This window comes from Filibacter tadaridae, assembly GCF_900609045.1.
GTDB lineage: Bacteria > Bacillota > Bacilli > Bacillales_A > Planococcaceae > Sporosarcina > Sporosarcina tadaridae.
On sequence record NZ_UXAV01000021.1, the window covers coordinates 1 to 24,947 of the forward strand.

The following is a 24,947-nucleotide window of genomic DNA, read 5'->3' on the forward strand; positions in this document are numbered from 1 at the left end:
CCACCCCGGCATCCGCCACTCCTAAACGGCTAGTTGGCTCGTATATGTCTATAAGAGGCACTTTATCACCGACTCAAATAGTTATCACCGCCTTCACGCACTTTATCACCGGCACGAACCAGGTTATCACCGCCATGAGGCACTTTATCACCGGCTCAAATAGTTATCACCACCTTCACGCACTTTATCACCGGCACGAACCAGGTTATCACCGACTCAAATAGTTATCACCGCCTTCACGCACTTTGCCACCGGCCCGAACCGGGTTATCACCGCCCTTTATAACTCCACATAAAAAGCGCACTTATAATTAAGTGCGCTCACGATGTTTCGTTTTAAAATCCATTCTATATGTTCGGTTACGATTGGCTCCTTCCGTATACAATTCCATGCTCTTCATTATGCGATTGGCAGTTTGTTGTTTTTCAATATGAAGAAACTTTCGGCAATCTTTATTCATCATCTTGCCACCGAAGAGTAGAAACCAGTCGCGAACGGCTTGCTTATGTGCATCGGGGCTTGTACTGTTACAACCCTCGCAACGCCAGCCTTTCATATACTTTTTCATGCCAAAGAAGCTACAAAATGGACAGGTGACACCCGTCCTTATTTCATTCCTTTTAATCTGGTAGGTCATACAGATTGGTGGTGGGGTGAATTCGCGATGACTATTGCAAAGATCATTCGTTATCTTTTTAAAAGTTTCGTCATCCAACTTTGGGGACTCGGTTGGTAATTGGCGGATATAAGTGGGGACCGTATTTGGGTAAAGAAATGGAACATTTGTATCAAACAATTCCACGCGTTGCTTTGCGTATGCCAGAACCACTACACCATATATAGGTAATGAGGTATTCCGACTGTACAACCAGTCACGCAGCAACTCGCAATTATTTTGTACCTGGGCAATGGGACTTTTAAAACCGTTAACTTGTCCAGTGTCTAATTTACGTATAAGTTGTGGAGGATTTTCGGTTACTTTCAAATCACCTGTAATGTTTTTCACTTCAAAAATCACTGCGTAGAATGGGGTTATAAACAATGTGTCCATTTGAAAATGGGTGCTTGATGTAAGTGAAATATCATGAAACAAACAATGTTTCATTGGAAAGGTGTAATTCTCAAAAACCTTGTCCAGTTGTTGCTCCCCTCCAAAACCGGCTTTGAGGCTAGCAAGTTTCGATTCAATCGAAGGTAAACTCTTATGTCCGATCGGAAGACGCTTGATTGCCGCATCAAGTCCTTCAAGCAGCAACGGTTCTTTCCTTTTCTTGCTAATTAACTCCTCCATCCCCCTTCATTCGTTTATAACTATCCTGCTAAATTATAACATGCCCGATTGAGAGAATCTATTACGATGATCAAATTTTCAGTTGTAATTTCGAGTCGTAACTTTTCCATCGACACGCACCTTTTAATTACGTAATGAAAATAGTGTGTAACCCACCATCTAACTTTTCAAAAGCCCCTCTACCCGGTACACTAACAATAACAAAGGAGATGATTATCAAATGAAAATAATACCCATCGGCATTTGGGGTGGATACCCGAAAGCGAATAGCGCAACGTCTTCTTTTTTGATTGAACATGATGGCTTCCATTGTTTAATTGATTGCGGTAGCGGCGTACTTTCCTCATTACAAAATTATTTACCTCTAGAAAAACTGGACGCCGTCGTTATTAGCCATTACCATGCGGACCATATTGCAGATGTGGGTAGCCTGCAATTCAGTAAGGTAATTAATTTCTATTTAGGTAAACCGACACCCGCGCTACCGATTTATGGACATATGAAGGATCAGGAAAACTTCGACAAGCTTTCTTATCAAAATCAGACAATAGGCATCGGAATTTCAGAAGAAGATGTCGTCCAAATCGGCCCTTTTGAGGTCTCTTTTTGCCGGACGATCCATCCTGTTTATTGTCTAGCAATGAAATTCAGCATCGGCGGCAGCTCAATCGTACTCACTGCAGATACAGGGTGGCGTGATGAACTGGTTGATTTTGCACGCGGAACTGATCTCTTAATTAGCGAAGCGAATTTGTATGAAGAACATCTCGGAAAATCACCGGGGCATATGGCAGGTAGCGAAGCTGGGAAACTGGCAAAATTGTCCGAATCGAAACAACTCGTGTTGACCCACTTGCCGTTACATGGAAACATTAAAAAGATTCTCAATGCGGCTGTTGCTGAATTTGACGGCCCCACTGAACTTGCTGAAGTTGGAAAAGTATACGACGTGTAAAGTAAATAAATCATTTTTTCATAAAGAAAAAGGACTGTTCAGGAACAGCCCTTCATTCTTCAATCATCATCGCGATCTTTTTCGAATTCCAGGACTTCACCTGAAATTGCGTCGATGTCGAAGTCGTATTCATATGTGTCGTCCTTAATTTCGATTTCGTAAATTACACGGCCGTCGTCATTGTCTAGTACGATTTTTGAAACTGTGCCTTTTGCTTGTTTCATAGCAATTTCAGTAGCGGCCTTCTGCGTTATGAACTTTACATCCGTGGGGACGACGTTATCGTCTTGGTCGTCATCATCCATGTCGTCTTTGTCTGTACGCAATACTTCACCTGTTTTCGCATCGATATCAAGGTCGTATTCAATACCGTCCGATTGAACCTCGACTTCATAGACGTCGCCCAATCTTTCCCGATCCAATTCAATTCCCACTACTTTACCGCCGGCTGATTTTACAGCAATCGTTTCGATTTCCTCAATCGTCAATAAACCTTTTTGCTCCGCTGCTAAACTTTGCTCCGCGTTCGTAGCCACCGCAACTCCACCTATTGCAACCACACCAGCCAATGCGGGAATCATCATCCATTTCTTCATCTTGTATCTCCTCCTTTTGTTGTTATCTTAATTGTATTCGACGTAGATGAGAGGACATTGTGAGGATTATTAGAATTTGATGAGAGAAATTAATCGTCCCATGTAGTGGACAGGATTTCCCCTGAAATTGCATGGATTTGAATTTCAGCCTCTTCGTCTTCCCCGTCGATTTCAATCAGGTAATATCCCCCGTCATTCGTTTTTTCGAATGTAACGTATTCCACTTCACCTTTTAATTGTCCAAGAGCAATTTCAACCGCCTGCTCTTTTGTAATAAGGGCATGTTCAACTGTTGTTTCTTTTACATTTTCAGAAATAACTTCTCCTGATAGCCCATCAATTTCCACTACCAATAGTTCTTTATTTTGAGCAATTTCTACTTCATACACTGGTTTGTCTCCGCTTTTATCCAATGAAATGCGTTTAGTTGTACCGGTATATTTCTCCGCTATAACTTTTTGTACATCAGCTTCCAAAAGTAGCTGTCCTGATATATCCCCCGTTTTCCCGGTCTGAACGAGCGATAGAATACTGCCTGTCACTGCATCTATTGTTGCGGAATAAACTGCTTCTCCCCGAATCATTTCTGCATGATAAACTTCGTTCCTTATCGATAATTGCTTAACAGTTCCACCATAAATGTTTTCAAGGCGTGCCTGGATTTCACTTTCAGGCAACAGCTCTTCCTTCGTTACTAGGCTTCCCACAAATACCCCCCCCGCCACCAAAATAACTACAGTCAACAGAGTTGGGATGAACCAAGGTCTCTTCAATATCTTCACGCCGGTCCCCTCCTTCCACTTACCATACGCCCGCAACATTAAAAATCGGTGAGAGGCCCCTCTTTGGGTATGAAAAGATCCACTGTCGTCCCCATACCTACGATGCTTTCAATTTTCAGTTCCGCACCGAGTCCATCTGCAATTTCTTTTGCAATGGCGAGTCCAAGCCCCGTACCACCTGTTTTTCGATTGCGATCTTCATCAACCCGATAGAAGCGATCAAAAATATGTGGGAGAGCATCCGCCGGAATACCGTTACCATAGTCGGTGATTAAAACAGAGAACCCATGAACACTTTCAGTAATGACCGTTTTAATCTCTTTTTCACTGTACTTCCTTGCATTATCAAGCAAAATGAATAACAACTGCCTTAACTTCCCGGCATCAGTGACGGCGATTGCGTGACTGTCCCCCTCAAGGATGAATTCCCTTGCATACGCTTGTCGCATCGGTTGCAACGTTTTTTCGATTAATGCCCGAAGATTTATTTCCTTCAGATCAATTTCGTTTTGTTCATGATTTTTTGCTAGTTGGAGCATTTGCTCAATCATTTCTTTCATCCGGACCGCTTCACCAACAATCGCACCGACCGCCTCTTCCGCAACCGAACGGTCATCGAAACCACGTCTTGAAAGAAGTCGTGCGTAGCTTTCAATGACTGTGAGTGGTGTTTTCAATTCATGGGATGCGTTTGAAACGAACTGCTCTTGCTTTTTAAAGTTTAGCTCAAGCTGTTCCATCATTTCGTTGAATGTCCTACCCATTTGTGCCATTTCGTCTTTCTCATTAGCAGAAACAACTATTTTCCCATATGTTCCAGCGTTCCGACTTTGTGCCATTGTTTTCATGAGTTTTTCAATCGGTCGCGTAACAATACGGCCTAGAACCATACTTGAAACGATGATCGGAATCATTGCTACAAGCGTCACACCGATAAGGATGAGCACAAGCGTATTTAAATTCTGTTCCATATCATTCAGCAACTGGATCATTTGCAATTCAACCACATCTCCGTTTGTCCAAATACCTGGGACGCGTAAGGATAGGACTGGGGTACCGTCAAATTTATCGATTGAATAGCGTTCTCCTTGCTTAATGACAGGGTTGAAACTTTTAATACCTTCTGCTGACGCTACAGTTACTTTTTCTTTCCCCTCCGAGTCTAAGACGCGAATGGCCCCGTTTGGCGGTATATAGGCACGTAACACGGTTGCTGAATCGTTCTGGCTGGTCATTTTACTAAGGGATGATGTGAGCTCCTCTGCTTGCATTCGCAACTGATTGTACTCCGTGTCGTAAGCCATTTTTTCGAAAAGAAAATAGATTCCAACGTTTGTCAGCGAAAGGATGACAAGCATTAGTAATGTCGAAAACAAGTGAATTTTCGTCTTAAGCTTCATTGACTTGTTCCTTCAAAACATACCCAACGCCGCGGACAGTTTGTATGAGTGTACTTTTTTCACCCGCATCAATTTTCTTCCGAATGTATCGGATATAGACATCAACAACATTCGTATCTCCGTAATAATCGTATCCCCAAACGGCATCAAGTAACTGTTCGCGAGATAATACTTGGTTCGGATGCTTTAATAGATGAAGCATGAGGTCATATTCTCGCGGTGTCAAATCGATTGACCGACCATTTCGTTTCACCTCACGTGTTTGTTCGTGGATGGAGAGACTTGCGAATTCATGGAAGAATTCATCCTTTCCATGTACTGAAACCTTTGAAAATCTAATGGCTGAACGAATCCGCGCAAGTAATTCCTCAATTTCGAAAGGCTTTGTCACATAATCATTTGCTCCAAGATCCAGTCCCGCCACTTTATCTTCCATATCATCCTTTGCAGTCAATAAAATAACTGGTGTTTCATTTTCCGTTGCTCTTATTCTACGTAGCACATCAAGTCCATTTAATCCTGGAAGCATCAAGTCGAGTAAAATAAGATTCCATCCTTGTTCACGATATTTGATAAGTCCATCTGTACCTGTATGTGCAATACCCGTCTCATACCCCTCGAACTCAAGCTCAAGTTGTAGGACACGCGCGATATTCTCTTCATCTTCAATGATTAAGATCCGCTCTTTCATTCAAGACACCCCTACTTCTTTTTTACTCCATTCTAGCAGAAGTAAAGCAAGTACATGGCTATTGACCTGCCTACATAAAAAGGATAGCCCATTAATGGACTATCCGGCAGATTATTTAGCAGGGTTATGTTGAAAAGAGACTTCATATAGTGCAAGTTCTGCGTCAATAATTGGTCCTTTTTCGGGTTGTTTACCATTTTTTCTTTCTTCGGCTTTGCGAATGGTCCTCGCTTCTCGCCACTTATCGAAAAACTTTCGGTCTTGCCATGTGGTACATATTTCCAACACGTCGTATTCGGGACTATCCTCTTTCTTCAATACTTCCATGAGAATAAAGCCTTCATATGTGTGAACGGATTTCGGCGTATTAAAACGGGGAAGTATTTCATCCACTTTCCCTTTTTCAATGCGGACTGTGTTGACGGCTTTCATCATTTGCATTATTTTTCCTCCTTTATTCGGTGAAAGAAAATATGAACTTGAATGAGTTTTTCATAATATAAATAATGAGAATTATTCTCACTATCTTCATGATACGCACAGGCTTTGACCCTGTCAATGAGGGCATTCTCTTATTTCCGGTTTATTTAATGGCACAAAAAGAGACCTTCCTTTACGAAGGCCTCCCCACAATTTTTAACTAATCCATCATACTTTTCACAAGTGTTTCGAGCATGACGGGCAATCGGACAAATGCACTTTCGATGTGAAGCCTTTCCGTGCGCTGGTGGGCGTCTTTTCCGAATGGTCCTACATTCAGGACAGGTGCATTAAGTTCAGCCATTTCAGGAAATGGAATGCTGTACGTTTCACCCCATACAGGCGTGTTACGTTCAAAGGCCGTCCAGCCATATGCTTCATCCTTATAATGCACATAGCTCAAATCGCAAATCCCGTTGAAGTAATGAATCTGCTCTACTTTGGTTCCGAGTGAAGCGGCCGTTTTTTTCATCAATTCAATGGTCTTGGTAACTAGTGGATCATCGGACGTATTGACCGCCGGGTAATACGGCGGAGCGTAAAGCAGAATTGTTGCCGGTGCAAGTTCCTGACAACGAATCATTAATGAATCGACAATTTGGAATGACTTTTCACGATCATCCCAATCCGTGTTTTCAGTCGTTTCTTTTTTCAAGCGGTTTATTTCTTCTGTGCCCAGTTTTTCTTCCGCGTAAACAAGCAATTGTTCATAACGCATCACGCGGATATCCCCAACTACATCGACTCCTTCACGGTCGCAAATCTGACGGTATGCCGCGTTGCAATCACTCATTGACCGCAATGCAGTTAATTCGAACAAATCCATGATTTCCGCGGCGGACCGGTTCATCAAAAAGACGTTGTATAGTGCAGCTGCGCGATATGGTGTCTGGGCCGAATATTCCGATTTCAAATCCTTTTGTTGGAGTGATACGGGCAATGGCGTCGTTTCACCATGGGATGTTTCCTCGAAGAGATTGTTCCACTCCATTTGCTGCGTCAGGAAAGAGGCGATATAGTTTGCCGTAATCCCTTTCATCGGTTCCCCAACATGCGTCTCTTTTCCGTAAAACAATGCGGCTGGCATGATTTTACCGATTGTCCCCGAGTATACATACTCTTTCGGGTCGCCCGGTTCTTGTGAAAATGTCGGCTCTCCATTTAAAAATAATTTATATTGAAGCGCATGCTCATCCCGCAGGAGAACGAGTTCTTTTACGGCAGTGCGCATCCCTGTCGAATTCACTTCTTCGTCAGGAACCGTTAATAGAATGAGATTGATCGGCCAACTTTCAACACTCGCTTTTTCAATCAAAGCCATATGAAGCGCAAGTCCCATTTTCATATCCATCGTACCCCGTCCGAAAAGATAATTCCCAGACTCCAAATCAGCACGTGCATCATCAGGTAATTCTGATTTATAATCCATTAATTTTTTTGTCAGTTCTTCGGGATGAAAGGCGTACGGCTCCAATGTACCGTATTCCTCTGTCCAAACGGTGTCGAAATGGCTGATTAATACAATCGTCTCTGTCGCATCGGGCTGTTTATATAAAGCCGTAACCGCATGCCTTCCAAGACCGGCATCATGCAATGCCAACTGATCAGGATGACTTTTAAAGTAGTCCAGTTCTTTTAATTTATCAGCAACTTTCGGAGCGAATGCACGCTCTCCATCTGTTAACGTCCGGCTATCCCAACTTACAAGTTCACATAACAATGACCGTAGCTCAGAGGGCGTACCCCATACTAATTCACTCATCACCGTTTCCCCCTTATTCAACAAAATCTGCTAGCAATCTTTACTTTCTTCTTATTCTTAAAATAGCATACTTACGTCTAAAAACCGAGTCTTAAAGTTGTATATAACAAGAAATTTGGCACATAAAAAACGAAGAAGAGACAACTACGCCTCTTCCACGCCTTCGCTATTCCTATTATGCATTCCGCTCCGCGTAAACCTTCATCACATCTTTCATAAATACCGCAAGCCCTTCACCGAACTGGTCGATGTTTTTGGTGAACCGTTCGTCCGCCACGTACATTTCGCCTAAGCCGGCGAATGCGTCTAATGAATAGTTGCCCATTTTATTGAGATGTATAAACCATTCGGCAATCGCATCTTGTGCTTCGGTAGATTCTGACGACAGATGACGAAGTTCGGCCAATTTGAAGTAAATTCGGTTCATTTCCCCTCCTAATTCAGGCCCGAATTGCGCGGCTTTTTTATTAGAATCATCAACCGTCTTGTCACCCCAGCGATCTCGTGCTTCCTGTTCATACGGATTATGACCAAAGTCAAACCCTTTAAACTTCTCTTCGTTTGTCATTAATATGTCCCCTTTCCCATGTTGTATTGTTTTCTCGATTGTATCGATCATCAGATCAATTTTCTTTCGCTTTTCAATCAGCATATTTCGCTGCATTTCAAAGGCCTCTAGCCTGTTAAATGACTCACTCATTAGTAAGTCTTTAATCTTTTTCAAAGGAAATCCAAGTTCACGGAAAAACAATATTTGCTGCAACGTTGCTAAATTATCGTTCGAATAAAGTCGATATCCCGCCTCCGTCGAAGCGTCCGGTACGAGTAAACCGATTTCATCATAATGATGCAACGTGCGCACACTGACACCGGTCAACTCGGATACTTCTTTCACTTTCATCATGTAAGCCTCCCTTCAATTGCTAACGATAAAGCATGACGTAACGTGAGAGTCAATAGGCAAGTGAGAATTTCTTGCTAATGAATGATATTCGTGAATCTACATATTTCAGTAGATGTAAATAACCACTTTGAAAGAATATCGTACAAAATGGATTGTATTTTACACGCTCAATAATTCCAACTTTAAAAACAAATGATTTTCTACGTAACCCACAAAATATTTGAGAGTTTTCTATAGCTTACTTCGATATAGTTAGTGAAAAGGCCTTTTCAGATAAAGTGAAACTTCAATCCGTGGGGGTTTTCTCCATCCCCCACGGATTGTTAGTTGAACCATTCGGGCTTTTACGGGCAGTTGATTCCCCACTTATTCTTCTTTTTTCCACGAGGACTCGAAGTTGGGGATCTCACTGCCCGTTAATGCGGGATAAAGGAGACTAGATAATGCGATGTAATTCCAAAAATTTCGTTACACGTTTACAAAAACAAAAAGAAGACGGGCTTGAGTATGTAATAGAGCACTATTCAGCCTTCGTAAATGCAATTGCTTATAAAGTCCTCTCCGGAATAAGCATGGACGCAATTGATGAATGCGTGAATGATGTTTTCTTGGCAGTTTGGCAAAATGCAGGGCAATTTAAAGGTGAATCAAAGGACTTTAAGAATTGGATAGGAATGATAACGAAATATAAGGCGATTGATCTATTTCGGAAACTCGAAAAGCAACAAGCGCGGGAATACAGTGACGATTTACTCGAACAAAAATCCAAATACGAGGATTTAGAGGAGCAACTTGTTAAAAAAGAGGCGAAGAATGATCTATTATTGGCAATCAGTAAATTAGAGATTATTGATCGTGATATTTTCATGATGAAATATTTCCTACATCTATCCACTATTGAAATTGCGGAAGCACTAAACCTATCCAAAGCAGCAGTTGAAAACCGACTTTACCGTGGTAAGAGGAGACTAGCTACTACTAATCGATTAAGGGAGAGGTTAATATGACAAACAGTTATAAAGACTGGTTGGACCTAGATATAGAAAACATTGAACCGATGAACTTATCTGATTCTAAAAAGGCTTCTATTAAAAACGATATACTCGCAACTCGAAAAAAGAAAAAATTGGTACGGTTACGTCATCTACTAGCAGCATCCATTATTGTCGTTAGTACTGTTGCAACAATTGGTTTTACATTTCCAACACTCGCCGCCCAAATTCCTTTTTTACAAAACATTATTAGTTATTTTAACGACGAAGATACAATTTATGAGAATTATGGTGACTTTGCAACAGACATCAGCCAACTACAAACGAGTAATGGTGTCTCCGTGATGATTGAAAATGCAGTATTTGATGGTACATCCCTAACTGTTTCATATGCTGTTGAGACAGAAATCGATTTAGGCACCAGCCCTCGTATGTCAACAAGCTTTGATATAAAAGGAGCTAGTGGAATGGGTGCTACCGGTTCTCTGCAAAAAATTAGCGACTCGACATATGTAGGGCTTGAAAGAATAACACCGCATTTTAATAAAGCAGTTCCTGATGAACTGGAAGTATCTTGGCAGCCCCTAGCCTTTAAGGATTATAACGCAAATACCGAGGTCAAAGGAGATTGGCAATTTAATTTTAAGCTCCCAGAACTTGATAGTAAGCTACAGCTGATCAATCAATCCGTTACGAACCATGGCGTCACTATGCTAATCAACTCTTTCGAAAAGAATGGTATGTCCACGGTCATTCGATATGAACAATTTGTGGAGGCGGATATTTTGAAGCAATGGCCAAATGTCATCATTCAATTTGACGCCATTCAAGATAATCTTGGAAATACGTATATAGTTGAGGGAAATGGCGGAAAAAGCACTGATGATGGATTATCTTACAAATTGAGCGGTACAATCAAATCTTTAGATCCGAATGCACAATCACTTAAAATCGTTCCAACCATATACTTTTCATTGGGATCAGGAAAAGGTATGGAAACAAAAGAAATGGAGCCAATACTAATCGATTTACGATAAGTTTTTATGTTTATCCTTGTCTAACACGAGGATCTCGACTTTATTCAAACAAGTAGAACCAGCTTGCACTCTCCTGGAGGTTGGCAAGCTGGTTTTATTATGGATTGTAGCCCCTGGGCGATTTCATCATAAAAATAAAACTGATAAGATAGCTGAAACTGGTGACTCCAAACAACAGAAATACACCGGGGGCCATAAGAAGATACAAACTTATGGGCAAGGACCAAGCGAAAGCAATTAACATTAAAACTTTTTTTGATAGTAGAAAGGAAGCTATCGCCAAACAGGAGGGCAAAACCAACATGCCGAAGGTTAGTAGGATTGTTCCGCCTTCCACTTGGTTTAAGTAAGGATTGAAGAAGCTAAAAATGATCCATGGAATTATGGATAAAACACCTGCCATTAATCCAATACTGGATAACTTTCTTTTCATACCAAATCACTCCTCTTCCAATCAAGTCCCTCTTTTGTTAATGACTTTCAACCCTTCAACCAAAAAAAGAAGATCATCGTATACGCAAGCTTTTCCTCAGGTGAAATATGCGTACCAAAATGGACATGCTCATGGTCGGCGGTCGCTTGAAACGCGGGATGTAATGCGTATGGAAAAATGCCGAACCGATAGGACGCTGTTATCATCCCTTCTGCGTCTTTCACATCGATGTCACCCGCCATGCTTTTTGCTACTAATTCCCGCCAAATCGTTCCATCCGCATTGTATAATGTGCCCCTATTTTTGAGAATCGATTTTGACGTTTGTTGAATGAAGGTGGCGATTAATTCACCATTCGGTTTGGATAATGAAAGCTCAGCACGCTTCAGTGTATTAAGGGTGCCAACTATGGCAATCTGCCGATCATTCATATCTTTAATCAAATAAGTAACTGGGATGAAAAAGCCCTTCTCGAATAACTCAAAAAAGGTCAGCCACTTCGACAGCTGGCCTTTTGAAGGTTCAATTTTGAATACGGGATTGCCAGATGAGTCGACGTTGACCATTTTCAGCAAAAAGGATGGAATCCGTTGAAGGTTCAACTCATGCAGATTCTCCAAATCCAATACACCCGTGTCATGTTCAATCATCTTATTCTTCAATTTTTCATATGCGCGTTTATAATGAAATCCTGCTATAAGCGAAAAGAATATGAGTAAACCAGTCGTCAGTAGTATTTCCCTGTCTTCTGAAAAGCGTTTATAGAAGAGAAAATAATAAGAAACAATGAATATCGCTAACGCAATCCCGAAAGCAAAACTTGCGATGGACGTTTTTTTGTAAACTTCCTTCATTCTTTAAACCCATCCTCCCTTTCACTCTATAGTCCTTGTCACTTAATCTGTTCTTTTAAATATTTTATGAATACATTTAAACTTTTCTTAGGAAACCTCGATGGGATTTCAACTAACCATAAGTCCCTGATAATATGCACTCCAGAAATTGACACATGTTTTAAAACGCCTAGTTCAAGTTCTTTTTTCACAGACAACTTAGGTACAATACTAATACCCAATCCTGCTTCTACCGCACTTTTAATGGATTGGGTACTACCGAGTTCCACACGACTTTTCACTTTATCTAAAATATTATTTTTCTCTAATATACTTTCCACAATTTTTCTAATACCTGCATTTTCTTCTCTAAAAATCATTTTTTCTTCAACCAGTTCTTCTATATTTATCTCATTTTTATCATTCCATCGATGATTACTTGAAGTAATTAGGATAAGTTCATCTTCTCCAAATTTCTTGATTTGAAAATCATCATGTGACACGATACCTTCTATTAACGCGATATCAATATCGCGATTTTCTAAACTAGCCAAAGTGTTCGGGGTATTTCCGATTGTAATATTCAGTTTTACATTTTCATGCTCTCTTTGAAATTTCCCCAGTATACTTGGAAGAAGATAATCACCGATTGTAAGGCTTGCTCCTATATTCAATGTGGCCGCATCTTGATTTGCAATACCATTTACAGCCTCTTCAGATCGTTTATAGTAATCGATAATCTCCTTCGCGTAAGGGTAAAGTGTGGATCCAGCTTCTGTAAGCATTAGTTTTCCGCCGGTTCTATCAAACAACGCAACACCATAATGTTTTTCCAACTGACGAATTTGACTGGTGACCGCTGGTTGTGAGACAAAACTAATCCGAGCAGCTTGACTGATGCTTCCTTCCTCAATTACTCGGCAAAACATTACTAAACTTTCCTTTTTCAATGATAGTCACTCCCTAACCTGTTCAGTCCTCTTGTATGCCCTTATCATACCATGATAGTTTACTCCATAGAAAAATGCCTGTTGCATAGTTAGGGTATGCAACAGGCATTTACTTATTTTAGTTTTGAGCAACCTCTCCGATAACTTGTTCCTCTTTACTATTAAAAATTTCTTCATCCAGTTGTTTTGTTATTTTACTAGTTATGACACCCGTCGTCATGGTTCCGCTAACGTTTAATGCAGTACGCGCCATGTCTATGAGTGGTTCTATCGAAATAAGTAATCCGACAATCGCAACAGGCAAGTTCATCGTTGATAAGACGATTAGTCCAGCAAATGTTGCCCCGCCTCCAACGCCCGCAATACCGAATGAACCAATAACCACGGTGACGAGTAACATAGCTATAAACGAAGGTGTAAACGGATCAATTCCTACCGTAGGTGCTACCATAATCGCAAGCATCGCGGGGTAGATTCCAGCGCATCCATTTTGACCAATTGTTATACCAAATGCTCCTGATATATCCGCAATCCCTTCAGAAACGCCTAAGCTTTTCTTCTGTGTGCTTACATTCAAAGGTAAAGTTCCTGCACTGGATCTAGATGAGAAAGCGAATATCAGAACCGGCATTATCTTTTTGATGAATGTAATTGGATTTAAACCTACCATTCTAATCAGCAGTAAGTGAACTAAGAACATAATGAATATCGCAAGGTAAGACGCTACGATAAACTTCCCTAAATTCCAAAAGGCGACTAAGTCACTGGTCGCGGCCTTATTTACCATTAATGCCAATATCCCATACGGGGTTAGACGTAAAATAAGTGTGACGACTCGCATTACAACTGTAAAAATAGCCTCTACTATTGATGCAAACAGCTTGGCTTGCTCAGGTTCTTTCCTTTTTACGCCCATAAAGGCCATTCCTAATATTGAGGCAAAGATTACGACTGAAATAACAGATGTAGGTCGAGCTTCTGTCAAATCACTGAAAATATTACTTGGTAACATTGACACAATCTTACCTGGAATCGTCATTTCATTTAACGTATCCAGTTTGTCTCCATGTCCTGCTATAGCAGACATTTCCGCTTCACCTTGTGTAATCTCCATTCCTTCCAATTGGAAAATACCCGCTGAGAAGATCCCTACCGCAGCAGCAATTGCGACAGTTCCAGCCAACATCGCTATTACCAAGCCGCCAATTTTACCGAAGTCATTAGCAAGCTTCGATTTAGTAAATGCCGATAAGATTGCAAAGAATACTAAAGGCATGACGAGCATTCTTAATAATGTTATAAACCCATTCCCGGCAATATTAATCCATTCCGCCGATTCACTAATAATGAAAGATGATTGTCCATAGATGAACTGTAGGGCAAGGCCGTATACAATCCCAACTACCAATGCAAGTAACACACGTTTAGAAAACGATACAAACTTTTTTTGCATATAGAACAATACCGCACACATGGCCAGGAACAATGCGATGACTAAAATAATATGGAATGTTTCCATTAATGGACCGCCTCTCCTTCTTTTATTAGGTATTCATTTACCGCTTTCTCCACTCTTCGCAATCCTTCTTCCAAAACGTGCCGTGGGCAGGCCATGTTCACCCTCGTAAATCCTTCGCCGCCCAGGCCAAATGTATATCCTTCATCAAATGCTACCTTGGCCTCTTTGCGGAAAAAGTTCTCAAGCTCTTTTGCGTCCATCCCAAGTGCTCGACAGTCTAACCAAGCAAGATATGTCCCTTCGGGAGGAATAACTTTGATTTCCTTCAAGTTTGTTTCGATAAACTCTGTTAAAAAAGTTAGATTGCCTTCTAGATATTCCAAAAATTGATCCAACCACTCTTCCCCGTATTTGTACGCATTTTCAACTGCAGTCACACCAAAAGTATTGGATAATCCTAAATGGAGCCTGTCAATGATTTTTGTAAACGAATCCCGTAATTCTTTATTCGGAATAATAATATTTGCCATTTGAACACCAGCAAGATTGAACGTTTTACTTGGTGCTGTACAGGTAACGGAGTACTCAGAAAACTCTTCAGAAATACTTGCAAAAGGGGTATGGGTATACCCTTTATAAACAATATCGAAATGAGCTTCGTCAGATATGACCAATACGTTATTTTCTATGCATATTTCCCCGAGTCTACTTAACTCTTCTTTCGACCAAACCCTCCCGGCCGGATTATGCGGGTTACATAAAATAATCATCTTCACATCTTTGTTCTGGGCTACTTTTTCCAAGTCTGCGAAATCCATCTCATACCTTTCATTTACAAGCTTGAGTGGATTTAACACGACCTCACGGTTGTTTTTTTCAATAACTTCCATGAATGGCGTGTACACAGGCGTTTGAATAATAATTTTATCTCGTTCACTTGTGAAGGATTGGATAGCCATACTTAGTGCAGGCATAATCCCTGGCGTACAGCGAATCCACCGTTTTTGAATGGCCCAATCGTGACGTCTTTCCACCCAGTCAATAAATGCACCGAAATAATCATTTGATCTAGAAGTATAGCCAAACACTCCATGTTCCGCTCTTTCTTTCAGTGCATCCACAACAGGTTTTGGAGATGCAAAGTCCATATCGGCAATCCACATCGGGAGAATGTCTGTCTGGCCAAATAGTTTTTCTGTGTGATCCCATTTTACTGAATTCGTATTGTATCGATTGATTACTTTATCAAAGTTATGTGTCATTCAAAAAACCTCCAGTTTGTATTTTCATTAACCACTACCAGAACCCATAGAACTATCCGAAACGTTCAACTTGGTTGTATGATCGGTAACTACTCTATCAATCGCGCCTCGGCGTGATTGCGTCCAGATTTTGAATTGAGCTTGTGCCTGCAGGACGCAGGTATGCAACCTTTGCCGCAGGATGCGGCGAACTTAGGTTGCCTTTCTTCTCCCTTAAAAATCTGTGACATCCGCCGGAGGCTTGGGCCAACAGGATGTTGGTCACTCAGACATTGCCGCAGGACGCGGCGTTCTTAGTCTGAGATCCCCTATTCAGCAGGGGTTTGAACCCCTACTGAATTGAATGCATATCCAGCATTCATCCCGCCACTTATGGAAGTGGGGGACTTCTGCTGAATTAAGTTAAACGTTGACTGGAAACTTTTCTTTTTTCCATGCTATGTAGCCGCCTTTTACATTTTTCACATCTTTATAACCATTTGCTTGCATCAGACTCGTGGCGATAGCTGAACGTACACCAGATTGACATTGAACGAGGTATGTCTTCCCCTTAGGCAAATCATCCAGAAGATTTACCAATTGACTAAGCGGCTTATGGGTGGCGCCTTCAATTTTGCCTGCATCCCACTCCGATTGGTTTCGTACATCAATCAAATAATAGTCATCATCATTCAATATATCCTGCAACTGTTGAACATTCACTTCCCCGTAACTTTCCGGGTCTTTTTCCGTTGCGAGTACAACTGATGGCTCAATGAAAGCAACAACACGATCCAAACCGATTGAAGCTAAACTCTCCATTATCGCTTTTAGTTTGTTTTCCATCGCGATAAGAATAATATCCTGTTCATAACCAATTAGCTCCCCTGCCCAATTTGTAAAGGTTTGATTGAACGGGATGTTGATTGCCCCCTTACAATGCGCCTTTGCAAATTCTGCCGCTCTTCTCGTATCTAACAAAATCGTGTTAGCTTCAAACCTTTCCATTTCATCTACTGTTTCCAGTCCAGTGATATCTGCTTCATTCACTACCGGTGGTCCAATTTTGTTCAGCTTTTTCATCATCGAGAAGTAGTTGGGAGGGGTAGATTGACCTGACAACAAAGTCTCTACAAACTTTTCCTCATTCTCCTCCAACAAAGCCCAATTGTTTAACTTTTCATAGCCAACCGTGGACATTGGAACCGCTCCAAGTGATTTACCACAGGCACTCCCGGCACCGTGAGCTGGCCAAACCTGAAGGAAGTCTGGCAGTTGTTTGAACTTCTGCACCGATTCGAACATTTGACGTGCACCGGTGGCGGCGGAACCCCTAACACCTGCTGCCTTCTCGAGCAGATCTGGTCTGCCAATTTCACCAACAAATACGAAATCTCCTGTGAAAATACCCATCGGATGAGAAGAACCGCCCCCTATATCCGTTAAAACAAATGAAATACTCTCTGGTGTATGACCGGCTGTATGCATAACCTGGAATTCAATATGGCCTACTTTAAATATGCAGTTATCTGTAAGTAACGTATAGTTGACCCCTTCCACCTGATGGTATTTCCAATTTTCATCTCCTTCATCCGATACATACACAGTTGCACCGCAATGCTTCGCAATTTCTCTAGAGCCGGAAAGAAAATCAGCATGAATATGTGTTTCGGCAACCGCTACTATTTTTAATCTTTCCCTTTTCGCCGTTTTTAGATAAGATTCAATACTGCGAGCTGGGTCAATTACAATGGCTTCTCCTGTTTTTTGACAACCAACCAAATAAGACATATGAGCTAAGTTTTCATCGAAAAATGAACGAAAAAACATATTAATTTACCTCCATAAAATTATTTTTAATTCCTAATTGATGGAATTCTCTATAAGCCATACTAATAGATTCTTTGTTGAAAACGATTACATAGCTTTGTAGAAGTCATCCATATTTCTTTCTATTCATTTAAATATAATAGGAGTAAGATTCTATTAATTTAATCTATCTTAACGCACTTTAAGAGTTTTGGATAATTAAATTATATTATAGGGTATAAGGGATAGTGATTGTTGCCAATTACTCAAGCAATCAAAGTCCATGATTATCTACGGATTTTTTCTTCAACAAAAAAAGAAAGTCTTCGTATTCGGAAGACTTTCTTCTGCTATTTCAATTAAAAGCTGAATTTCGTTAACGGATCCACCCCTGCTTCCCTCTCAATTAGCGCCTACAGTAAAGGCGGTTTTGTAGCCACTTTCTTCAATTTTATTTTTTTGATAAAGCTTAATTTCGTTTCCGATATAACTATTGCACTTAGTATAAGCATTGCACCGACTATTATTTTGAAAGTCAATACTTCACTTAAAATGACAACTGAAAACACCATCCCCCAAAAGGATTCGGTGGAAAGAATGATCGCGGCCTTTGTTTCTGTTATGAATTTCTGGGCGACCGTCTGTAAAAGAAATCCGAGTGTCGTAGAGAAAATGCCCAAGTAAATGAGCGGGACAAAACCTGCCGATTCTACTGAAAAGGACATTTCTCCTTTGGCAACTACGACAATGAACCCTATTCCTGTAGCTACGGCCATTTGAATAAGTGTCAATAGAACCGGGTCCTCATCCTTCACATATTTCGAGGTATAAAAAATATGGAATGCAAACGCAACTGCACAGCCCAATGTAAGCAAATCCCCGCTATTTATTTCCGAAGTTAGTTTAAGTGACAGTACTGCAACACCTAGCATCGCTAGAACCGCACCGCAGAGTTCAAACAGATTGATTTTCTTTTTATAAAGGATGAAACCGATGAAAGGAACAATAATAACATTCACCGATGTTAAAAAGGCATTCTTTGAGGGCGTCGTGTATTGTAATCCTATTGTTTGGAGAGCGAATGCGATATATAAAAACGTACCTAGCAACGCACCTTTTGCAAGTGTGCTTTTCTTTATCCCCTTCAACTTTTTGTGGAAAATAACACTTAAAAGGAGTGCACCGATTAAAAACCTGCCTTCTAAAATTTGATAGGGCGTATAATAATCCAGGGATACAGCACTCGCAACAAATCCGCTGCCCCATATAATCGCCGTAATTAATAGACCTATTTCACCAAAGTATTTTCGCATATGCCCCTCCACTATATGTACCTAAAAAGTATTCACTTGATTGTGTATCTTTAGCAATCTAACTTATCATCCCGTATTCCGAGTAAACAGGCAATACCTTTTTTCAAATAAGTCACTCTAACGGTTTGACTTTCCATGTTTACGCCACCACACAAAAAAGAACCTCAACACCTTTTTTTCAAAGTGTCAGAGGTCCCTGAGATCATTATATGCAATCGTTGATGAATCAATACATTACTCGATTAATAATTTAATTCGAGTCAAAGGAATGGATACTGCGAAAACCCGGCTTCTTTATCAATAAACCGTTCCACAATCTCTTTCACAGTTCCGCCCTTCGTCAAATGTACTTTTTCACCTGCCCACAGAGACATGTATTCAGGTTTCCCTTGCGCCGCCGCCTCTTTACGGAGTCGTTTTGTTAAATCATTTTGATAAGGATACGGGGCGATTGGGATACCTTCCATATCTTCGATAAACTGATTCCGTATGCCACGTGCTGGTTTACCGGAGAATGCATTTGTGATAACGGTGGAGTCTTCTTTTGCATGTAAAACGGCCTCTTTATAGATTGGGTGTGCACCGCTTTCATCCGCTGCGAGCAACGCGGTGCCAATTTGAACAGCTTGGGCCCCGGCAGATAGCGCTTTTTTCAGCATGTCCTTGTCTGCAATGCCTCCTGCAGCGATGATTGGGATTTGAACGGTCTCCCTCACTTCTTCAAGTAATTCATGCAATGGGGTGCCTGTCATTTCCCCGGAAATAGTTCCCCGATGTCCGCCTGCTTCGCTTCCTTGCATAACGACCGCATCCATTCTCGCTTGTTCAACCAACATAGCTTCTTCTACTGTCGTAGCCGTACCGATCAGAACTATGCCATGATCGCTCAACAATTGTGTGGTCTCTTTCGTTGGAAGGCCAAAAGTGAATGAACACACTTTCACACCTTCTTCGATTAATACCCAGACCTGTTTCTCAAACTGCGATTCAGACAAGGATACTTTCCAAAACGGCAGACCCAGTTTCTCGCCAATCGGTTGCAAGGCGGTATATGCAGTGCGCAACGTTTCTTGATCCATCTCCACTTGTTGAGGCACAAACAGATTCACCGCAAACGGTTTATCCGTAAGACTTTTCACTTCGCGAATGAAATTACGGGTTTCATCCGCTGAAAGATAGCCTGCACCGATTGATCCAAGTAACCCCGCTTCAGCAGATGCCGCCACGAATGCAGGTGTTGTCACTCCCGCCATCGGTGCCTGAATAATCGGATACGTCATTCCTAAATCTTCTGCCCCTATCATCGCAACCCCTCCTCATTCTTTTATAGATACATACCTCTATGAAACTTCTACTCCTAATTCATAAACCCTTTTTTAATCTATATATCCAACCAACGATTCCATTCAAAGCTGCTACTGCACTTGGAGGATGCCCCTCGGAAGACGCTTTCACTTAGTTCGTATGTATGCCCATTTGTTCAACATATGTATAATGAGAAAAAGTGGACTAATTACAACGAGAATAACTTATTATTACACGTAAAGGAAGGATGCGGTAAAGATGCCTACAATCAAACTCGATACTTTTATAGAAGCGCCCGTCACGGTTTGTTTTGATCTCGCCCGAAACGTAACGGTCCATACAGAGACAACAGCCAGTACAAAAGAAAGTGCCATCGGTGGTTTCACAGAAGGCTTATTGAATCTTGGTGATAGCGTCACGTGGGAAGCGACCCATTTTGGGGTTAAACAAAAGTTAACGGCTAAAATTATCGCAATGGATGAACCACATATGTTTATAGATGTCATGGTTAAAGGAGCATTTCACTCCTTCACGCATACCCACGAATTTATTGAAAACGAGACAGGCACGATCATGAAAGATACATTTGACTATACATCCCCTTTCGGCATCCTTGGAAAACTGGCTGATAAACTATTCTTGGAAAACTATATGAGAAAATTTATCGGCAGTCGTGCAAAAGAATTGAAGAAAATCTCTGAAAAGGGATGATTCCATGAAAAAAGACTTGATCCCATTATTGCAGGATCAAGTCTTTTTTATCTTTCACAAAATATCGCACACGCGTCCAACTTGTCCGTCTTCCAACCGCACTTTAATGCCATGGGGGTGGAAGCTTGAGTTCGTCAGTAAATCCTTGACGACACCTTCCGTTTTAACGCCTGAGCGTTGGTCTTTCTTGAGGATAACTGCTACGTTCAAGCCTGGTTTTACATCACTTCGGTTACGTCCGTCCATTGATTAGTTCTCCATTCTTTTTTTGAATATACTTTGCACAACATGTGCTGTTCCTGTATGTAGTTGTCCTTCTACACGGTCCACTTCTCCTACATGGAAATGTTTCACGAAGTAGCCGTCAAACTGTGCCAATAGCTCTTTTGGATCAATGAGCATCGCTTCGTCACGAGGACCGCCTGTTTTGTACTTCAACTGTTCTTTTGAATACAATTCACTTATATAAAGGCCGCCTGGTTTCAATGCCTTTTTTATCCCCGCAAGGGTCCGGTCTGCAATAGCTGGCGGAAAGTGGCCAAAGATTTGTACGATGGCATCCCACTGTTGGCCTTCCCACTGGACATCCGCAAGATCATGGAGTTCCGTTTTTACATGGACACCTTTTTCATCCGCCAATCGGTTTGTTTTGTCCAGCCCGGCCTGCGCATAATCCCACGCGGTTACATCAAAGCCGAGTGATGCCAAGTAAACTGAGTTGCGTCCTTCTCCTTCAGCGATGCATAATACGTTCCCTGTCTGCAGCTGTTGTGCCGCCTCCACAAGAAAGCCATTCGGTTCTTTTCCATATACATACTCAACGGCTGAAAATTTGTCCTGCCACGGATTTGTCATAAGTCCATCCATCCCTTTCATAACATGCTTTTATCAGTTTACCATACCTATATGACCACATGAACTGATTGACATAAAATCGTCCATCCCCTAAACTAAGTCTATTGGTTGAGGGGGTAGACTAAATTGAAAGAGAGACTGCAAGAAGCTGTAGAATTGTTCGAAGAAGTCATGATTTATGGGACAGAGCATGTCATCAAAAACATGGATATCCCTATTTGGAAAGACTACTCGCCCGAACAGATTCAAGTGTTGAAAATTCTATCGACATATGGCGATCTGTCTAGCGGCAAGTTGGCGGAAATCCAAGGGGTCCATAAAAGTGCTATCTCAAATCGGTTGAAAAGGTTGGAAGAAAGAAGCCTTGTTACATCCAAGCGTGACGAAAGCGACCACCGATTGAAGGTCATTCACCTGACAGCCGCAGGGGCAAAAGTGCTTCAAGTCTCCAACGATGCTGTCTATGAAAATATTGAAAAGCTCTTTAAGGATAAGATTGATGACCAAGAACTTGAATCATTCGTCATGACGTTCCGTAAATTAAAAGCTATTTTACAAATGAAGGGGATGTGACTGTTGAGAACTATCTTAAAACTCAAATGGCCGATATTCATCGGTTTAGTTGCTTTAACAATCGTTTTATTCCTATTGGCGCCTAACTTGGCTGAACAAGCGGAAGAGGCAGGGTCCATGCAACTTCCAAGTACAGCCGATTCGCAAAAAGCTGCTGATATATTAGAAAAAGCGGGTGCAGCAGAAGATACGATTTCACTCGTTTACCCACTAGACAAACCAGTTGATGAGTCATTGAAAACTGAAATCTCGGCTATCGCAAAGAAGATTGAGTCATTGGGTGAGCCTGTGACTGCCGTCCTTGATCCGTTTGAAAATGAAGAGCTTGAAAATCAGCTCGTTTCAAAAGATAAAAAAACGATACTCGTTCCGATTACAGTAGACGGAACAGAGGAAGAAATAATTACGCTTGCTGATAAAATCCACGATGACGTCTTGGAGAAGGATCAAACCGTCTATTTAACGGGCGAGGCGATTATCAATAATGATGTCAATATGAGTGCGCAAGAGGGCTTGAAAAAGACGGAGATTATTACAGTTGTACTCATTTTCGGCCTATTGCTTCTTGTATTCCGTTCGATTGTGACACCTTTCGTACCACTCATTGCGGTGGGAATTACGTATTTACTCAGCCAATCATTTGTAGCGTTTTTCATCGATTGGTTCGGTTTTCCCGTGTCGAACTACACGCAGATTTTCTTAGTCGCCATCCTATTTGGACTCGGTACGGACTATTGTATTTTATTATTAAGCCGTTATAAGGAAGAATTGTTGGCAGGGCATGCGGTAGAAGATGCGGTTGTCAATACGTATAAAACGGCAGGTCGGACATTGTTCATCAGCGCAATTGCTGTGTTCATTGGATTTTCGGCAATCGGCTTCGCGGACTTCCCGATTTTTAAATCAGCTGTTGCGGTTGCCGTCGGGATTGCTGTATTGATAGTCATCTTGTTCACGGTCGTTCCGTTATTCATGGTTTTATTGAAAGACAAATTGTTTTGGCCTTCCAAGGGGGCATCATCCCATAAGGATAGTAAAATGTGGATAGCCTTCAGTAAAGTTTCTGTTAAACGACCACTCGTTTCCATGCTTATCGTGGCGGTCATTACCATTCCATTGCTTTTGACATATGATAACGACCTGTCATTCAACACTGTTGACGAAATCGATAGTAGTAAAGAGTCCGTTATGGGCCTCAATCGAATTTCTAAAGCATTCGGTGCGGGCGATTCGTTGCCAGTTCAAGTCATCATGAAAAAAGATACATCTCTTGTCAATGAAAGTATTATTACGTACTTAGAGGCAATCAGCCGTGACCTTGAAAAGGTAGATGGCGTGCAAAGCGTACGTACGATTACACGTCCAACAGGTGAAATCATGGAAGACTTGTATGTCGACCATCAAATTGGCCTTATGGCGGACGGACTTGGTGAAGCAACTTCGGGTCTGGATGCTGTACAAGATGGGCTTGGGCAAGTCAAAGGTGGACTAGACGGAATTGGAGGCCAGTTACAAGGTGGTTCCGGGGTTCCTGCTGGTGGAATTCAAGCACAAATGGGGGCACTTAGTTCGGGGTTACAAGAACTTTCCGGTGGTGTTGGAGCGGCAAATGAAGGTATTGGTGAAATTGGTACCGGTCTTAATGACCTTCACGCAATGCTCAAAGACATGAGTGATTCGAAAAGTGTTCGCGATACAGGTCTATTCATCCCGTCAGGAACGCTTGACAATGAAGCGTTTAAACCAGTCATCGACCGTTATACATTCGGTGATGAATCCGGTATTATTCTTGAAGTCATCCTGAAAGACGATCCTTATTCACGAGAAGCAATTGGTACCGTACATGCTATTAAAGAGACGGTTAGCCGTTCTGTCATCGACACACCGTTTGAGGATGCAGACATTGCGTACAGTGGTATTTCAAGCATGAACTCAGATTTGGATGATATTTCATCGAAAGACTTCACGCGAACAGTTAGCATTATGCTCGTCGGGTTATTTATCGTATTGACTGTGCTGTTCCGTTCAGCCATTATGCCGCTTTACATGATCGGCTCATTACTACTCACATATTACACGTCTATATCTGTCACGGAGCTCGTTTTCGTTAATTGGCTTGGCTATGACGGTATTAGTTGGGCAGTGCCGTTCTTCGGATTCATCATGCTTATCGCGCTTGGGGTCGATTACTCAATTTTCTTACTCGATCGGTTCCGCGAAGAGAGCATCAATGGATTGACGATACGGGAAGCGCTCATGACGTCAATGGCAAAAATGGGGACCGTTATTATTACAGCGGCCGTCATCCTTGCAGGGACGTTTGGTGCAATGATGCCATCCGGCGTACTTAGCTTGGTGCAAATTGCGACCGTCGTTATTTCAGGACTTCTGTTGTACGGTCTCATCATCTTGCCACTTCTTATTCCAGCGATTACAGTATCGTTCGGTCGAGGCGTTTGGTGGCCGTTTAGAGGGTAATTGTTCATATGGATTGCGTCCATTCCCAGTGGGGAGTGGACGCTTTTTATTGTTGATTGCTTGTACATCTTGTCATTCGCTCATAAATCTTGATAAG

The 24,947-nt window shown here is 41.6% G+C and carries 24 protein-coding genes; 6 read left to right on the forward strand and 18 right to left on the reverse strand.

The window, feature by feature from the left end:
• Positions 1 to 310 precede the first annotated feature (310 nt).
• Positions 311 to 1,291, reverse strand: a complete 981-nt coding sequence (locus FILTAD_RS03660) for a nuclease-related domain-containing protein (RefSeq protein WP_124069162.1) — start codon at positions 1,289 to 1,291, stop codon at positions 311 to 313.
• A 220-nt stretch (positions 1,292 to 1,511) separates the two neighbouring features.
• On the opposite strand from FILTAD_RS03660, the gene FILTAD_RS03665 reads away from it, so the two are divergent.
• Positions 1,512 to 2,246: an MBL fold metallo-hydrolase gene (locus FILTAD_RS03665; protein ID WP_124069163.1), complete on the forward strand. Its 735-nt coding sequence runs from the start codon at positions 1,512 to 1,514 to the stop codon at positions 2,244 to 2,246.
• A 59-nt stretch (positions 2,247 to 2,305) separates the two neighbouring features.
• On the opposite strand, the gene FILTAD_RS03670 is transcribed toward FILTAD_RS03665, so the two are convergent.
• The 7 genes from FILTAD_RS03670 to FILTAD_RS03700 all read right to left on the reverse strand — a co-directional run bounded on the left by FILTAD_RS03670 (position 2,306) and on the right by FILTAD_RS03700 (position 8,858).
• Entirely contained in the window at positions 2,306 to 2,842 is a 537-nt protein-coding gene (locus FILTAD_RS03670) for a PepSY domain-containing protein (RefSeq protein ID WP_124069164.1), read from the reverse strand.
• An 89-nt stretch (positions 2,843 to 2,931) separates the two neighbouring features.
• On the reverse strand, positions 2,932 to 3,624 hold the full coding sequence (locus tag FILTAD_RS03675) for a PepSY domain-containing protein (RefSeq protein WP_160117555.1): 693 nt from the start codon (positions 3,622 to 3,624) through the stop codon (positions 2,932 to 2,934).
• A gap of 38 nt (positions 3,625 to 3,662) precedes the next feature.
• Positions 3,663 to 5,024: a HAMP domain-containing sensor histidine kinase gene (locus tag FILTAD_RS03680; protein ID WP_124069166.1), complete on the reverse strand. Its 1,362-nt coding sequence runs from the start codon at positions 5,022 to 5,024 to the stop codon at positions 3,663 to 3,665.
• Positions 5,014 to 5,715, reverse strand: a complete 702-nt coding sequence (locus tag FILTAD_RS03685; protein WP_124069167.1) for a response regulator transcription factor — start codon at positions 5,713 to 5,715, stop codon at positions 5,014 to 5,016. The genes FILTAD_RS03680 and FILTAD_RS03685 overlap by 11 nt, the downstream gene beginning before the upstream one ends.
• Positions 5,716 to 5,826: 111 nt before the next feature.
• Positions 5,827 to 6,156 (reverse strand): antibiotic biosynthesis monooxygenase, encoded by a 330-nt coding sequence (locus FILTAD_RS03690; protein WP_124069168.1) that lies wholly within the window; start codon positions 6,154 to 6,156, stop codon positions 5,827 to 5,829.
• Positions 6,157 to 6,355: 199 nt separating this feature from the next.
• Positions 6,356 to 7,957, reverse strand: a complete 1,602-nt coding sequence (locus FILTAD_RS03695) for a M20/M25/M40 family metallo-hydrolase (RefSeq protein ID WP_124069169.1) — start codon at positions 7,955 to 7,957, stop codon at positions 6,356 to 6,358.
• Positions 7,958 to 8,132: 175 nt separating this feature from the next.
• Positions 8,133 to 8,858 (reverse strand): MerR family transcriptional regulator, encoded by a 726-nt coding sequence (locus FILTAD_RS03700; RefSeq protein ID WP_124069170.1) that lies wholly within the window; start codon positions 8,856 to 8,858, stop codon positions 8,133 to 8,135.
• Positions 8,859 to 9,304: 446 nt separating this feature from the next.
• Here FILTAD_RS03700 and FILTAD_RS03705 point away from each other — a divergent pair, with 446 nt between their 5' ends.
• Positions 9,305 to 9,868 (forward strand): sigma-70 family RNA polymerase sigma factor, encoded by a 564-nt coding sequence (locus FILTAD_RS03705; RefSeq protein ID WP_124069171.1) that lies wholly within the window; start codon positions 9,305 to 9,307, stop codon positions 9,866 to 9,868.
• The gene (locus FILTAD_RS03710) at positions 9,865 to 10,890 is read left to right on the forward strand and encodes a DUF4179 domain-containing protein (protein WP_124069172.1); all 1,026 of its coding nucleotides are present in this window, start codon (positions 9,865 to 9,867) and stop codon (positions 10,888 to 10,890) included. The genes FILTAD_RS03705 and FILTAD_RS03710 overlap by 4 nt, the downstream gene beginning before the upstream one ends.
• 97 nt (positions 10,891 to 10,987) lie before the next feature.
• On the opposite strand, the gene FILTAD_RS03715 is transcribed toward FILTAD_RS03710, so the two are convergent.
• The 8 genes from FILTAD_RS03715 to FILTAD_RS03750 form a co-directional block, all read right to left on the reverse strand.
• Positions 10,988 to 11,323 carry a hypothetical protein gene (locus tag FILTAD_RS03715; protein WP_124069173.1) on the reverse strand — a complete coding sequence of 112 codons (336 nt, stop codon included), beginning with the start codon at positions 11,321 to 11,323 and terminating at the stop codon, positions 10,988 to 10,990.
• A 47-nt stretch (positions 11,324 to 11,370) separates the two neighbouring features.
• A complete protein-coding gene (locus FILTAD_RS03720) occupies positions 11,371 to 12,177 on the reverse strand; it encodes a hypothetical protein (RefSeq protein ID WP_124069174.1) in 807 nt (268 codons plus the stop codon).
• 38 nt (positions 12,178 to 12,215) lie between these two features.
• A complete protein-coding gene (locus tag FILTAD_RS03725) occupies positions 12,216 to 13,106 on the reverse strand; it encodes a LysR family transcriptional regulator (protein WP_124069175.1) in 891 nt (296 codons plus the stop codon).
• 118 nt (positions 13,107 to 13,224) lie between these two features.
• Positions 13,225 to 14,625 carry an L-cystine transporter gene (locus FILTAD_RS03730; RefSeq protein ID WP_124069176.1) on the reverse strand — a complete coding sequence of 467 codons (1,401 nt, stop codon included), beginning with the start codon at positions 14,623 to 14,625 and terminating at the stop codon, positions 13,225 to 13,227.
• Entirely contained in the window at positions 14,625 to 15,827 is a 1,203-nt protein-coding gene (locus FILTAD_RS03735; RefSeq protein WP_124069177.1) for a MalY/PatB family protein, read from the reverse strand. The genes FILTAD_RS03730 and FILTAD_RS03735 overlap by 1 nt, the downstream gene beginning before the upstream one ends.
• Before the next feature lie 402 nt (positions 15,828 to 16,229).
• A complete protein-coding gene (locus FILTAD_RS03740) occupies positions 16,230 to 17,636 on the reverse strand; it encodes an MBL fold metallo-hydrolase (protein WP_124069178.1) in 1,407 nt (468 codons plus the stop codon).
• 392 nt (positions 17,637 to 18,028) lie between these two features.
• A complete protein-coding gene (locus FILTAD_RS03745; RefSeq protein WP_124069179.1) occupies positions 18,029 to 18,928 on the reverse strand; it encodes a DMT family transporter in 900 nt (299 codons plus the stop codon).
• Between the two features lie 260 nt (positions 18,929 to 19,188).
• On the reverse strand, positions 19,189 to 20,232 hold the full coding sequence (locus tag FILTAD_RS03750; RefSeq protein WP_203229644.1) for an NAD(P)H-dependent flavin oxidoreductase: 1,044 nt from the start codon (positions 20,230 to 20,232) through the stop codon (positions 19,189 to 19,191).
• Positions 20,233 to 20,491: 259 nt separating this feature from the next.
• Between FILTAD_RS03750 and FILTAD_RS03755 the strand changes: the two genes are divergently transcribed.
• Complete coding sequence (locus FILTAD_RS03755; RefSeq protein WP_124069180.1) at positions 20,492 to 20,944, forward strand: SRPBCC family protein; 453 nt, start codon at positions 20,492 to 20,494, stop codon at positions 20,942 to 20,944.
• Positions 20,945 to 20,998: 54 nt separating this feature from the next.
• Here the strand turns inward: FILTAD_RS03755 and FILTAD_RS03760 are convergent, their stop codons facing one another.
• Positions 20,999 to 21,190 (reverse strand): YwbE family protein, encoded by a 192-nt coding sequence (locus FILTAD_RS03760; protein ID WP_124069181.1) that lies wholly within the window; start codon positions 21,188 to 21,190, stop codon positions 20,999 to 21,001.
• A 3-nt stretch (positions 21,191 to 21,193) separates the two neighbouring features.
• Positions 21,194 to 21,799, reverse strand: coding sequence for a class I SAM-dependent methyltransferase (locus FILTAD_RS03765; RefSeq protein ID WP_124069193.1), 606 nt, complete (start codon positions 21,797 to 21,799; stop codon positions 21,194 to 21,196).
• 126 nt (positions 21,800 to 21,925) lie between these two features.
• On the opposite strand from FILTAD_RS03765, the gene FILTAD_RS03770 reads away from it, so the two are divergent.
• Both FILTAD_RS03770 and FILTAD_RS03775 read left to right on the forward strand, forming a co-directional pair.
• Positions 21,926 to 22,372: a MarR family winged helix-turn-helix transcriptional regulator gene (locus FILTAD_RS03770; protein ID WP_124069182.1), complete on the forward strand. Its 447-nt coding sequence runs from the start codon at positions 21,926 to 21,928 to the stop codon at positions 22,370 to 22,372.
• 3 nt (positions 22,373 to 22,375) lie between these two features.
• Complete coding sequence (locus FILTAD_RS03775) at positions 22,376 to 24,850, forward strand: MMPL family transporter (RefSeq protein ID WP_124069183.1); 2,475 nt, start codon at positions 22,376 to 22,378, stop codon at positions 24,848 to 24,850.
• Positions 24,851 to 24,947 lie beyond the last annotated feature (97 nt).

Coding starts and splice junctions, on each gene's coding strand:
- FILTAD_RS03660 (WP_124069162.1), bottom strand. CDS start 1,291: ATGGAGGAGTTAATTAGCAAGAAAAGGAAAGAACCGTTGCTGCTTGAA.
- FILTAD_RS03665 (WP_124069163.1), top strand. CDS start 1,512: ATGAAAATAATACCCATCGGCATTTGGGGTGGATACCCGAAAGCGAAT.
- FILTAD_RS03670 (WP_124069164.1), bottom strand. CDS start 2,842: ATGAAGAAATGGATGATGATTCCCGCATTGGCTGGTGTGGTTGCAATA.
- FILTAD_RS03680 (WP_124069166.1), bottom strand. CDS start 5,024: ATGAAGCTTAAGACGAAAATTCACTTGTTTTCGACATTACTAATGCTT.
- FILTAD_RS03685 (WP_124069167.1), bottom strand. CDS start 5,715: ATGAAAGAGCGGATCTTAATCATTGAAGATGAAGAGAATATCGCGCGT.
- FILTAD_RS03690 (WP_124069168.1), bottom strand. CDS start 6,156: ATGCAAATGATGAAAGCCGTCAACACAGTCCGCATTGAAAAAGGGAAA.
- FILTAD_RS03695 (WP_124069169.1), bottom strand. CDS start 7,957: ATGAGTGAATTAGTATGGGGTACGCCCTCTGAGCTACGGTCATTGTTA.
- FILTAD_RS03700 (WP_124069170.1), bottom strand. CDS start 8,858: ATGAAAGTGAAAGAAGTATCCGAGTTGACCGGTGTCAGTGTGCGCACG.
- FILTAD_RS03705 (WP_124069171.1), top strand. CDS start 9,305: ATGCGATGTAATTCCAAAAATTTCGTTACACGTTTACAAAAACAAAAA.
- FILTAD_RS03710 (WP_124069172.1), top strand. CDS start 9,865: ATGACAAACAGTTATAAAGACTGGTTGGACCTAGATATAGAAAACATT.
- FILTAD_RS03715 (WP_124069173.1), bottom strand. CDS start 11,323: ATGAAAAGAAAGTTATCCAGTATTGGATTAATGGCAGGTGTTTTATCC.
- FILTAD_RS03720 (WP_124069174.1), bottom strand. CDS start 12,177: ATGAAGGAAGTTTACAAAAAAACGTCCATCGCAAGTTTTGCTTTCGGG.
- FILTAD_RS03730 (WP_124069176.1), bottom strand. CDS start 14,625: ATGGAAACATTCCATATTATTTTAGTCATCGCATTGTTCCTGGCCATG.
- FILTAD_RS03735 (WP_124069177.1), bottom strand. CDS start 15,827: ATGACACATAACTTTGATAAAGTAATCAATCGATACAATACGAATTCA.
- FILTAD_RS03740 (WP_124069178.1), bottom strand. CDS start 17,636: ATGTTTTTTCGTTCATTTTTCGATGAAAACTTAGCTCATATGTCTTAT.
- FILTAD_RS03745 (WP_124069179.1), bottom strand. CDS start 18,928: ATGCGAAAATACTTTGGTGAAATAGGTCTATTAATTACGGCGATTATA.
- FILTAD_RS03750 (WP_203229644.1), bottom strand. CDS start 20,232: ATGATAGGGGCAGAAGATTTAGGAATGACGTATCCGATTATTCAGGCA.
- FILTAD_RS03755 (WP_124069180.1), top strand. CDS start 20,492: ATGCCTACAATCAAACTCGATACTTTTATAGAAGCGCCCGTCACGGTT.
- FILTAD_RS03760 (WP_124069181.1), bottom strand. CDS start 21,190: ATGGACGGACGTAACCGAAGTGATGTAAAACCAGGCTTGAACGTAGCA.
- FILTAD_RS03765 (WP_124069193.1), bottom strand. CDS start 21,799: ATGACAAATCCGTGGCAGGACAAATTTTCAGCCGTTGAGTATGTATAT.